Genomic DNA, 14,240 nt, shown 5'->3' with positions numbered 1-14,240 from the left:
GTTGTACGATTCAAATAAATCACGGGCTGTATAAATTGAGACAAATTCACTCTATAAAAGAGACTTTTTGTACTAGCCTAAATCTTCTTAGAAGCTTATTTTTGACTTTACAATTTATTGTGTAATAAGATTGAAATTTTACATGCCTTATGTAGAGATTTATTTTTTAAGGTATTTAAATTTTTATTTATTCGTAAATTGTCAAATTAATAAACCAAAAAAATGAAATTTAAATTATTAACAACTGTTTTTTTAATATTTTCTATATCTCTATTCGCTCAAACCACGATAGAAGGAGTTGTTAATGATGTTAAAGGATTGCCAGTACCTGGTGCTAATGTAATCATAAAAGGAACTAAAAATGGGGTTTTAACTGATTTTGATGGAGTTTTTAAAATAAAAGCAAAAACCGGAGACGTCTTGGTTATTTCAAGTGTAGGATTTGATAAAAAAGAAGTCAAAATAAAAGGAAATTCTATTAAAATTGTTCTTGAAGAATTGAATGCTGCTTTGAATGAAGTTGTAGTAATCGGATATGGAACTGTTAAGAAAAAGGATTTAACAGGAGCTGTTTCTACTGTGAGAGGAACCAGTATTGAGAAAGGCGATCCTGTAGATCTTCAAACGGCATTAGCAGGTCGTGTTGCTGGTTTGCAAATAACACAAAACGATAACGGATTGGGTTCAGGAGTAAAAGCTATTATTCGTGGTGGTAGTTCATTGACGAGTGGTAATCAGCCTTTGTATGTTATTGATGGTTTTCCTATTGTTCCAGATGATAATGCCTCATCAAATCCATTATCGGATATAGACCCTGGTCAGATTAAGTCAGTCGAAGTTTTAAAAGATGCCTCTGCAACAGCTATCTACGGTGCAAGAGGATCGAATGGAGTAATAATTATTACAACAAAACTAGGAAAGGAAGGAAAACCAGTCATGACTGCAACATTAAGTTCGGGTACATCATTTGTAACAAGATTTCCAAGGGTTCTTTCGGATTCAGAGTATATAGATTATCGCATAATTACAGATAAAGTAAATTATTTGAATGGAACCACTGATAACTTGAGTACTTATTGGCAAGATAAAAAAAATGTGAATGCACAAGGAGTAGATTGGGCTAAAAAGGCGACTCAGTTTGCCTTAACAAGGAGGATGGATCTTAGTATGGGTGGCGGAAGTAAAGAGGGATTAAATTATCAAATATCGGGTAATTATTTAGATCAAGAAGGTGTAGTTATTGAGACTAACTTTAAAAGATATAATTTAAATTCGAATATAGTTCAATCTATTGGTAAAAATACTAGAATTGGAACTAATATTAAATTAGCATTTACCAAAAATATTGGAAGAAGTCTTGATAAAGATGCTGATGGTGTTTTTAAAAAGGTTTTTTCAACCAATCCTTTTCAGCCTATTGATTTTCAACTTGGAGCTATTGATATTGACCCTGATACAAACACTGGAGATAATGAAAATGTTATTACGTACCTTAAAGAAGTGGATAATGAAACTCAAAGTACTAGGATAATTGGAAACGTTTTTTACGAAACAAAAGTGGCTAATAATTTGACTTTCTATACTAGTTATGGATTTAATCGCGGGTATATCAATAATCAAGCCTTTTTACCTTCAACTGTATTGAAAGGATTCAAGCAAAATGGAATAGCAGAATTTGAAAAAATTGAAACTTTAAATCAAGTATTTGAATCTCGATTCAATTATAAGAAAGTTTTTGACAAGCACAATATTAATGCTACAGCAGTTGGAGAATTTTCAGATAATCGAAAAAGTTTATTCACAGGTGGAGCAACAGGATTTAGCAATCAAACGAATGGTTTTAATGATTTGTCAAGTGCGGTTTTACCTACTTTTCCTTCAAATAATATAGCTAAAGAAACCTTAGCGTCTTTTTTAGGGAGAGTGTCGTATGGGTATAATAATAAATACCTTTTAACAGCTTCCGTTAGAGCGGACGCTTCATCAAAATTTGGCAAAGAAAATAAATGGGGTTATTTCCCTTCTGTTGCCTTAGGATGGACATTGTCAGAGGAATCATTTATCCAAAAATTGAATATTTTTGATAACTTCAAGTTGAGAGCATCCTATGGAGTAACTGGTAATAACCAGATACCGGCCTATAGCTCGTTATATTTATTAGAGTCTGGAAATTATGTTTTTAATGATGTGTTTTATACTGGAGTAGTGCCGCTTCATGTATCTAATCCTGACTTGAAATGGGAAACTACTGCACAATACAATTTAGGTATTGATTTAAGTTTTTTTAAAAATCGTTTAACAATTACTGCCGAAACCTATTCTAAAAAAACAACTGATTTATTGTTAGACGTTCAATTGCCTTTATCCTCAGGTTATGAAACTGCTTTAAAAAACATTGGGTCGTTTAGCAATAAAGGGTTTGAATTAACAGTTAATTCAATCAATATTGATAATAATGATTTTAAATGGAGATCTGATTTTACTTTTTCATTTAATAGAAATAAGGTGCTAGATTTAGGAGATAAAGATGAATTTTATTTTGATGCTAATGTTTTTCCTAGTAAATTCAACAATGAAATTTTAATTCGTGTAGGACAGTCAACTGGTATTTATTATGGATACATTGAAGATCAAATTATTAACAATCAGACAGAAGCGGCAAATAGTCCTATACAAGTTGGTGTTGGAATTCCAGATATTAATAATAACGGACAAGTCAAGATTTATGACGTCAACGGAGATGGTTTAATTAATAGTTATGACAAAGTGCCAATAGCTAATACAAATCCAAATTTTATAGGAGGATTGAATAATGAATTCACGTATAAAAATTTTGACTTTAGTTTCTTTTTACGCTTTTCCTATGGGAACGATGTAATAAATGGAAATATTGGAAATTTAGATAAGGGAAATATTAATAATTGGAACATATTAAAATCTATGTCTGATAATTCGTATAGTGCAGCCTATAATCCAACTGGCACCTTTCATGGTGAAAATACAAATGGAGTTTATTCCTCTTTATTTAGAAGTGCTTATGTGGAAGACGGCTCTTTTTTAAAGTGTGACTTTATCACATTAGGTTATACAATGCCTAAATCGGTTGTTGAAAGTTTAAAAGCCAACAAATTTAGACTGTTTGCCAGAATAAATAATCCTTTTATGCTTACTAGATATTCTTGGTTTGATCCAGAAGTTAATTCAATAGGAGGAACAGCAGGTAGAGTTGGCGGAGGTGTAGATTTGGGCAGTTATCCACGTAACACGACTATAACATTGGGCCTTTCACTTAATTTTTAAAAAAAAAGTAATGAAAAATCAAATCAAATATTTATATCTTATTGTATTAGCTTCAGGTTTTGTAGCCTGTAGCGACTTATTAGAAGAAACTCCAGTTTCTCAACCATTAGCTGAAAATTCATTTAAAACGGAAGCCAATGCCATAGCTGCAATTGTAGGTGTATATAGTTCGTTGCAGCTTGAAGGTGTTTACGGCCAAAGTCAATTGGAATTCACTACAGATGAAACTTACGCTGGTTCAAGAGTACCTCGTTCAGGATTTAATTTATTTACTTTCACTGCAGATAATATTGAAGTGATTTTGCCCATTTGGAGAGATCATTATAAAGGAATAAATCGAGCTAATCTAGCGATATCTAAAATTCCAAATATTAATATGGATGTTACAAAAAGAAATAATTTAGTAGCCGAAGCAAAATTTATTAGGGCGTTATTGTACTTTAATTTGATTCGCTATTTTGGGGATGTGCCTTATAAAGATTCAGAAACGACTTCATTTAATAATCTCAATATTACTAGAACCCCTGTAGCTACTATATATGAAAATATTATTGAAGATCTTGAATATGGAGTGGATCATTTAAAAGTAAAAACAGCCTTTTTAGCAGGACATGCTACACAAGATGCCGCTAAAACTTTATTAGCGAGCGTCTATCTTACAAGAGGGAGTATGGCAAAACGAGATAATACTGGAGATGGCCTTGCCGATTTTGATTTGGCGGCTAGTTATTCTAAAGAGGTAATTGATTCAAATAGATATAGGTTGTGTCCTTATTTTTCAGATGCGTTTATAGTGGAAAATAAAAATAATGATGAAATTGTTTTTGATGTACAATTTAAATCACCAGGATTAGGGGTAGGAAATACAATTGGTATTAATATGGGTATTGCTTCAGATGCATCAGGGGTAGATAATTTGATCTCTGGAGGTTCACAAGGTGCTATAAGAGCGAATCCGTATCACCAATATTATTATGAAAAAGCAGATAGTGTTCGCTTGCAATGGACAGATGCAAGAATTAAAATAGTTTCCGCTACCGGTAAGTTTACAAGATTGAGCGCTGTCGATAATGAACCTGTAGCTGCTGCAAAATTTAGGCGTTATCCTGTTCGTAGTCCTAATTTCGTTCTTCAAACAAGTGATTATGATGTCAACTGGCCAATATTTAGATATGCTGAAGTATTGTTAATTTATGCAGAGGCTTTAAACGAAACTAGTACTAGTGGCCCAACACAACCGGCTATAGATGCTTTAAACCAACTTAGAAGCAGGGCTAGAAATATTAATAGAGAAGGAGTGCACGCTGATGTTTTACCTCGTACCTTGACACTTCAAAAATCGACTGGTTTAGCCGATTTGACTCTTGATAACCCTTTGGTTTCATCTCAAGCTGCTTTTAGAGATTATATCTTCTATGAGCGAAGTAGAGAGTTAAGTACTGAAGGCAAAAGATGGTTTGATTTAGTTCGTTGGGGTTCCCTAAAGACTACTTTGCGTAATATGGTTAATAAAATGACTACCAAGTCATTAGAAGCACCTGTAGTTCAATGGCCTCCTTTGCCTTCAATTACACAGCCGGCTGCAACTACACAAAATAAATGGACTAAATATTGGACAGGAAATAATGGACAAACTGAAGAATGGAATAAAATTACTGAAAAAGTTCAGGACTTTCATATGTTATTGCCAATACCAAATAGTGAGAGACTGGCAAATCCATCTATAGGACCTAATAATCCTGGATACAATTAATTAATTAAAAATAGTATGAAAACCAAATATTCAATATGTATTTTAATGCTCTTAACCCTTTTGTTTTCTTTCACTTCTTGCGATAAAGATGAGTTAGATACCTGGGTAAGTATAGAAGCTGATAAAACAACAGTAGCTGTTAATGAAACTGTATCATTTACAATGTCAGGTAATGCCGAAACTTATGTGGTTTATACTGGAGATACGGGAATCAATCCCATCGATTTTAAGCCATTTTCTCACGTTTTTGCCAACAGTTATTTAGTGATTACTGGAGGAAAAAAAGTTGATCAAGAGGAATATGTATTAACAAAAGCTCGCTTAGACACTTGGACTCCTATTTTGAATGCTGAAATATTAGCATTTAATCTTTTAAATCCTAAGGCAACACTTGATGCTACTGTAATAATTGCAGGCTTAGAGGCATTAGTAGACAAATCTTATTATAAAGATACCGCTGCAAATCGCATAAGAGAATTAATGCCAACACTCAAAACATTTGGTGATTGTGGTAACCTAGTGGTCACTTATTTTACTAATTTAAGTATATTATTAACTCCTGTGGGAGGATTTTCTACTGGTGTGGCTCTGAACAGAAATGAATTGACATATTCCTATAAATTTTCTACTCCTGGAACCTATGTAGTAACTTTATTGGGAACTAGATTAAGCGATAAAAACTATTCAGGTTCTGGTTATATTTATAATAGCACTTCATCAGCTAGTGAATATACTTATAACAGAAATATAGACACAGTAACCATTGTAGTGCAATAGTATTTCCTAAGATTTTATTTAAAATTAACTCTTAAACCTGTCAATAGACAGGTTTATTTGTTTAAAAAATGCTTATTCAATATGTACAATTATATTCTATAAATAGATTAATGCTGAAATACTAGGTTATACCGCTTGTTATTTAAAATTAGTCCAATAAAAATTGGACAAAATGAAATATACTGCTGCATTATACCACAACGATTGGACTAGAAAATTTATTCAAATCAACTAAAACTTTTTTAATACCTTTTGGACTATGCCCCGGGGTAGTTTATTTGTTTTAGAAATTTCAAAGTTTTTTAAAAAGTTCTTCATCCGTTTCATCTTTTTTATGATGTGATTTCCTTGCTACTTTAAGCTTGGTTTTATAATTCCNAATGAGCAACTGCAATTCTACATAAGATGTGATCGTTGTGTTTTTATTATTAACTTTTTCAGCAATAAAAAACTGAGCTTTCTCAGAAATTGTCTTGGTGTTATTGCCGCCACTTTTTACCTCTACAAGGCTTAAATATCCGTCATTTAAATATTGCTGCAACCACCCACGTATTGTTTTCTCTGATCTCCCAAGCTTTTTCCCGATGTCGCTTTGAAAATGAAATTTACCCTCTTTAATATAAAGTAAGGTTTTTATTCGGTCTTTTTTAAGAAGACCTTTGGATTTGGAATGTTCTCTTTGTAAAAATTCAACACGCTCTGCTATTTCTAATATTATCTTTTTTGGCATAGCCAAACATACAAATTATTCCAGTAAATTTAAAGATTAAACGGATAAATAGTTCAATAATGAAACAAATTCGCATCACAATTGAACCATTTTTGATAGGTTTGTTTTGAAAAATGGGACTAGTTTTGTAAAAGTTTTAGTCCCCAATAAACACTTTTTAACCAATTGTATTTTAAATAATATTAACCATCACCAAAAAAGCCAAAATTATTATGAAAAAAATTACTTAATTTTAAAGTAGTTGCAGAGCTGACCTACAGCCTGTTTTTTATGCTGTTGTACGTCGATGTCCGTTTGAGGCAATCGTATACAAACGCAAGTACACAAACCAGAATTTTTATGACTGGTATAAGCTCCATATTAAGTTGAATTTTGTGAAGGTAACTCAAAAATGCAGTTATCCTTTACAGGATTTCTTACTTAGTTGTTATAATTATTTTTAATTCAGTAAACATTTTTACTTAATTACCTTAATTCAAGTACCAAAAAAAAGATTAACAATCTGAAAAGTGGTGGTTCCTTTATAAATAGCCACTTTTTTAAATTAACGTTTAAATTAAATAGTATGAAAACAACAGTAAAAACAAAAAGAGTAAATACCCTTTTTGACTTTTTAAAAACCGCGCTCTTACCTTTAGAGCAAATGATTGCTGCATTTTTTAGCAGCATAACCCAAACGGGACTTTCGTTGACACTTCGTGACGAAACGTCTTACGGCAAGGCTAATGGCAAGAAGAAACCTTCAAATAACTCTTTCGCGATGGCATTAGTGCTGTTGAGTTTATTATTTGTGGGTACTGTCTCAGCTCAAACTAATAATTACATTGGTGCAACTGGTGGCACCTGGAATACAGGAGCAAACTGGTCTTTAAGCCTAGTGCCAACCAGTGTTCATGATGTTACGATACCCGATGGTATTAATGTAACCGTAGATGTTAATGCAGTTTGTAAGTCATTTACAATGACTGGAGGTACTGTTAGTAATGTGGTAACTCTAGGTACAAATTCTTTATCAGTTACAGGTGCAGTTACCATAGGTGCAATAACATCAGGTACTGCTATACAAAAGAATATAAATGTAGGTGCGGGATCATTAACTTGTGCTTCAATAGCCTTAGGAAGTACTCATGCTGGTACTAGTGATAATGAAATAAGAATTTCTACAGGAACTGTTACAGTTTCAGGAAATATAGTAATGAGTGGTGTTGCTGCAAGAAATGCAATTAGCTTTTCAGGTGCTGGTTTGGTAAAAGTAGGAGGAGCCATCTCTGGTGGTACTATAGTTGCCTCTACAGGAACTGTAGAGTATAATGGAGCAGGAGCCCAACAGATAGCGACTTATAGCTATTTTAATTTAAAAACATCAGGTAGTGGCGCAAAAACACTTGCTGCTAACACAACTGCTACTGGTGTAGTAACGGTTAATGCAGGAACTACACTTGCTTTATCTACATTTACACTTGGCTCAGCAACAGGTCTTGCTCTAGAATGTGGTGCAACAGCTGGTTCTAGTATAACGGGTTCAGGTGTATTAACTGTAAATGGCACTGTTACCGTTACAGATGCTTCTGGTGCGGGAACTAGTGGTGCTACAATAGCTGCGCCATTAGCTTTAGGAGCAGCCACAAGAACTTTTTCAGTAGCTGATGATGGGACTACCGCTTCAGACTTAACCATAAGTGGTATTATAAGCAACACTGGTGGAATTACAAAAGAGGGCGCTGGTACAATGGATGTATCGGGAGCAAATACCTATACAGGAGCTACAACGGTAACTGCTGGAATTTTGAGAGCGTCTAATACAGTCCAAGCAAGTTTAGATGGTGCTTTTGGAAATAGCGCAAGTACAGCTAGTAATATTATTTTAAATGGTGGAACCATTCAATCTAATACAGCAACTTTTAGCAAAACGGTTACGGTTGCAGTTACAGATTCTGGTCTTGATGGTTATGGCTCTGCACGAACTATTGCTGCACCTATTTCAATAGTTTCAGGTACAATTAACTTGAACATTGGCGGTACTTCTGTTGCTAGTGCAGAAGGTCAACAGTTGACTCTTTCAGGATTAATTTCGAATGCAGCAGGGGCACTAAGTTTAACTAAAATTGGAACTAGCACCGCTATAATTTCGGCAGCTAATACCTATGGTGGTAATACTACTGTTTCCGCAGGAACACTAGAATATGGTATTGATGATGCAATAGCATCTGGTGCAGTTACTGTATCAGGAGGAACATTAGATATGAAAACTTTTAGTGACACGGTAGGAGCAGTAACACTAACGAGTGGAACTATTTCAGGAACTACAGGAGCATTAACAGCGACTTCTTATGCCGTTGAAAGCGGAACAATTAGCAAAATACTTGCTGGTTCAGTAGGTTTAACAAAATCGACTTCAGGTACAGTTATTCTTTCAGCTAGTAATACGTATACAGGTTTAACTACCGTTTCCGCAGGAACACTTCAATATGGTGTTGTTAACGCAATAGCATCTGGTGCAGTTACTGTATCAGGAGGAACATTAGACATGCAAACTTTTAATGATACGGTAGGAGGCGTAACGCTAACTAGTGGTTCTATTATAGGAGCTTCAGGAACGTTAACAGCAACTTCTTATGCAGTAGAAAGCGGAACTATTAGCAAAATACTTGCTGGCACAGGAGGTTTAACAAAATCGACTTCAGGTACAGTTATTCTTTCAGCTAGTAATACGTATACAGGTTTAACTACCGTTTCCGCAGGAACACTACAATATGGTATTGATAACGCAATAGCAGCTGATGCAGTTACTGTATCAGGAGGAACATTAGATATGCAAACTTTTAGTGACACGGTAGGAGCAGTAACGCTAACTAGTGGTTCTATTATAGGAGCTTCAGGAACGTTAACAGCGACTTCTTATGCAGTAGAAAGCGGAACTATTAGCAAAAGACTTGCTGGTACAGCTAATGTAACAAAAACGACCTCAGGTACAGTTACGCTTAGCGGAGCAAATACCTATACTGGTACAAATACCATCAGTGCAGGAACATTAAGTATTAATAGCACAACTGCTCTAGGTGCAGCGGCAAATGACTTAATTATAGCTAATTCAGCTGTTGCCAATGTTGATGCAAATGTAGCTGTTGGTAGCCTTACTCTTGGGGGTGTTTTACAGTCTAACGGAACATGGGGTTTTACAGGATCTGGTGCAACTAATATCGATGCAACTTACTTTACATCAATAGCAGGTATTATTACAGCTGGCGCTGTCGCAGTAACTCCAACGGTTACCGTAACTCCAATAGGAACATATACGTACAATGGTTCAAGTCAAGGACCTATTGCGGCAACAAATACAGGTACCGGTACCAGTTATACTTTTAGTTATGTTGGTGTAAGTGGAACAACTTACTCAGCAAGTGCTACGCCACCAAAAAACGCAGGAAGTTATACCGTAACTGCTACTGTAGATCCAGTATCTGGGTATAATGCTGGCACTTCAGTTGCTACAGCATTTACAATAGGTACTAGAGCAATTGTAGTTACTGCCAATACAAACACAAAAACATTTGATAATTTTACAACTTCTGCTACAACACCTAGTATAACATCTGGAGCATTGCAAGGAACCGATACTTCTGGTTTTACTCAAACCTATGATACCAAGAATGTTGGAACAAACAAAACATTAACTCCATCAGGAATTGTAAATGATGGTAATAGTGGGAATAACTATGCTGTTACATTTGTTGCAAGCAATACAGGGGAGATTACTGCAAAATCAGTAACAGTATCAGGAGCAATTACAGCTAATAAAATATATGATGGCAACAATGTTGCTATTGTAACAGGGGGCACTTTAGTAGGTGTTATTTCTCCTAATGCAGTAACATTATCTCAGTCAGGAACTTATGCTAGTGTAAATGTAGGAACAGCATTGGCAATTACTTCTACCAGTACATTGGGTGGGGCTGACGCTGGGAATTATCTTTTGACCCAGCCAAGTTTGACTGCAAGAAACATTACTGCAATACCGTTAACTGTAACAGGAGCTTCAGCGTCCAATAAAGTATATGACCGTACCACAACTGCCGTTGTTACAGGTGGTAGTTTAGTAGGAGTTATTTTATCAGAGGATGTAACCTTAATCCAGTCAGGAACTTTTTCAACTATTGGTGTTGGAACAGGTAAAACTGTAACCTCTACCAGCACATTAGGCGGAACAGCTGCAGGTAATTACAGTTTAACTCAGCCTACAGGGTTATTGGCAAATATCACGCAGCTTGCTTTAACAGTTAGTGGCGCTTCTGCTGCTACTAAAGCTTATGATGGTCTTACAACAGCAACTGTAACAGGAGGTACCTTGGTTGGAGTCATCTCAGGTGATACTGTAACCTTAAACCAATCTGGAACGTTTTCATCTAAAGATGCGGGAACTTGGCCTGTTACTTCTACCTCTACTTTAAGTGGAGCTGGTAATGCGAATTATTCCTTGACTCAACCAACGTTGAATAATGCTACTATTACCCCTAAAGCACTTACAATAGGAGGAACTAGCTCGAATAAAGTGTATGATGGTACAAGTACCGCCACCTTATCTACTGGAACTTTAAGTGGAGTGGTTTCAGGTGAAACTGTAAATTTAACTTTAATAGTAAATTATACCTCTCTAGGAGTACCTACTAAAGCTGTTGGTACTGCCTATCCTGTAATTTCTACAAGTACAATTGCATCTGGAAACATTAATACTGATATAAACAATTATACTTTGACGCAACCTACATTAACTGCAAGAAATATTACTAAAAAAACGATAACAATTACCGGCACTACAACAGCTGACAAAGTATACGATAAAACTAAAACAGCTATCTTAACCGATGGAGTATTAAGTGGAGTAGCTTCAGGTGACGATGTTACTTTAACATTATCAGGAACTTATTCATCATTAAGTGCTGGAGGTCCTTACGCCATAACATCATCAAGTACAATTACTGGTGCTGATGCTGCTAATTATACTTTGACTCAACCTACATTAACTCAAAGAAGTATTACTCCAGTCGCATTAACTATTGTTGGAGCTACTACAGCAGATAAACAATATAATGGTAACACAATTGCAGTTGTAACAGGAGGAACTTTGGTAGGACTTGTAGGTGGAGATAGTGTAACTTTAACTCAAGCTGGTATATTTCCTGGTAAAGATGTTGGAGGTCCGTTTACAATTACGCCAAACTTTAGTATTACTAATACGAACTATTCTTTAATACAACCTGCGTTAAACTTTGCTAGTATTACACCAAAAGCACTAACCATATCAGGTGTTAGTCAGAATAAAGTGTATGATGGTACACCTACCGCTACCCTATCGGGAGCTACTCCTGGAGCTTTAGTTGGAGTAGTCGCTGGAGAAACTATAAATTTAACTTTAATTTTAAACTATTACGCTGCTCCAGGAATAACTGTTAAAAATGTTGGTACTGGCTATGCAGTAACTTCTACAAGTACAATTGCATCTGGAGACATTAATACAGATATAAACAATTATACTTTGACGCAACCTACTCTAACTGTAAGAAATATTACTAAACTACCTTTAACAATTACTGGCACTACAACAGTAGACAAAGTTTACGATAGAACAAATACAGCAATCTTAACAGATGGAGTATTAAATGGCGTACTTGTAGGTGAAGATGTATCTTTAGTATTGTCGGGACGTTATGCATCATCAAGTGCTGGTGGACCTTATGTAATGACATCAACAAGTACAATTATAGGAGCAGATATTGCTAATTATTCTGTGACTCAGCCTACGTTAACAGACAGAAGTATTTCTAAAGTTACACTTACTATTGTTGGAGCAACTTCTATAGATAAACAGTACGATGGTACCACCACTGCAGCCGCTACCGGCGGTAGTTTGGTAGGAGTTGTATCTGGTGATAATATAACTTTAATACAAGCTGGAATATATACAAGTGGAGATAAAAATGTAGGAGGACCGTATGCTGTAACACCTAATTATAGTATTGGTGGTACTGCAGCTATTAATTATGACTTGATACAAGTTTCTTCTTTAGCGAATTCTAGCATTACACCTAAACAATTAACAATTTTAGGTACTAGTCAGAATAAAATTTATGATGGTACAACTACCGCAACCTTACAAGGAGTTGGTGCTGGAACTTTAGCTGGAGTGGTTGCTGGAGAAACTGTAAATTTAAATTTAATTGTAAACTATTACTTACCTTCTGGAGAAATTACTAGAGATTTTTCTGAGACTCCTATTCTTCAAGTGATTTCTACAAGTACCATTGCAGCAGCCATTGGTACTGATATAAACAATTATACTTTAATTCAACCTACTTTACCTACAAAAAGAATATTTAGAAGACCATTAACAATTATAGGTGTTACAGCAAGTAATAAAGTTTATGACGGAACTACAGCAGCACCAATAGATGTGAGTGGAGCATCCTTAGTAGTAGATCCAGTTGCGGGAATTGTACCTGGTGATAGTGTTTCATTTAATACCGCAAGTGTAGCAACTGCATTTTTCGATACTAAAGATGTTGGTATAGACAAACCACTTACCAGCTTTGTAATCACATTAGAAGGTCCAGATTTTAATAACTATAGGTTATATGAACCCATTTTGACGGCATCAGTTACCGAAAGAGCGATAACAATTACCGCAAATGACATTTCTAAATGTGGAGAATCTACCTATACCTTCACAGGTACAGAGTTTACAAGCGATTTTCCAGTGCCAGGAGATATTACAAGTGTAACGCTAACAAGTGCAGGAAGTGGTCTATTGGCAGGAGTTGGTTCTTATCCTATTGCAATTTCAAATGCAGTAGGTCCTGGTCTTACTAATTATATCATTAGTAGTTATATACCAGGAACTTTAGTAGTTAATCCATTGCCAAATGCAACTATGAGTAGTACTAGTTTAAATTGTATAAATTCAACAACACCAATTACATTTACGGGTTCTAATGGTACTGGTGGTATTAACGTACAATACAAATTTTATTACACTATAGACGGAACTCCTTACACCGTAAGTACTGTATCCGGAAGTAGCACAGCTACAGTAAATGCTCCTAATACTACTGTACGATCATTTGTATATGTTTTAACTGCTGTTGAGGATTTAAATACATCTTGTTCAAAAGCTATTTCAGGTGCGTCTATTACTGTTAACATAACTTTATGTACACAATTACGAGATAATTATTGTGGAAAAACGTTTCGTTTTCTAAATGAAATTGTTCAATCTAATCCCGTTGCTGCAGCTACGCAATATCGTTTCGAGGTAACAGATGAAGCAAATGTTGTAAGAGTTATTACAAGCGGTAATTATACTTTTAATCCAGCGGGTTTTACTTTTGATCATCCTACCAACCGAGGTTTCAATTGGGCTAAAAATTACAGTTTCCGCGTAGCTCTTTATATAGGTGGTAATTGGTCAGCTTACGGTCCTGCATGCACAGCACGTACACCAAATGAGCCGCCTGTTTTACCAACTAAGTTAAGATCACCTTGGTTCTGTAACCAAACAGTAGCAAGCATGAACACTTTTATTCAGTGCAACCCTGTTCATTTGGCTACAAATTATGAGTTTAGACTTACAGGTCCAGGAGGGTATAATCAAGCAAGGACTTCAACATCTATCGCTATCAATCTTAC

4 protein-coding genes are annotated in these 14,240 nt (G+C 35.2%); all 4 read left to right on the top strand.

Going from position 1 to position 14,240, the window contains the following annotated elements; genetic code table 11:
* Window positions 1-222: 222 nt before the first annotated feature.
* Window positions 223-3,300, top strand: a complete 3,078-nt coding sequence (locus ACFQ0S_RS02735) for a SusC/RagA family TonB-linked outer membrane protein (protein WP_379753854.1) — start codon at window positions 223-225, stop codon at window positions 3,298-3,300.
* 10 nt (window positions 3,301-3,310) lie between these two features.
* Window positions 3,311-5,053 (top strand): RagB/SusD family nutrient uptake outer membrane protein, encoded by a 1,743-nt coding sequence (locus ACFQ0S_RS02730; RefSeq protein ID WP_379753851.1) that lies wholly within the window; start codon window positions 3,311-3,313, stop codon window positions 5,051-5,053.
* Window positions 5,054-5,068: 15 nt separating this feature from the next.
* Window positions 5,069-5,830: a hypothetical protein gene (locus tag ACFQ0S_RS02725; protein WP_379753848.1), complete on the top strand. Its 762-nt coding sequence runs from the start codon at window positions 5,069-5,071 to the stop codon at window positions 5,828-5,830.
* 1,295 nt (window positions 5,831-7,125) lie between these two features.
* On the top strand, window positions 7,126-14,240 hold a 7,115-nt coding region (locus ACFQ0S_RS02715), incomplete at its 3' end, for a YDG domain-containing protein (RefSeq protein WP_379819043.1).

Origin of the sequence: Flavobacterium myungsuense (assembly GCF_042677265.1) — a bacterium.
GTDB classification, from domain to species: Bacteria; Bacteroidota; Bacteroidia; order Flavobacteriales; family Flavobacteriaceae; genus Flavobacterium; species Flavobacterium myungsuense.
This window is presented reverse-complemented; position numbering and strand designations above follow the sequence as displayed.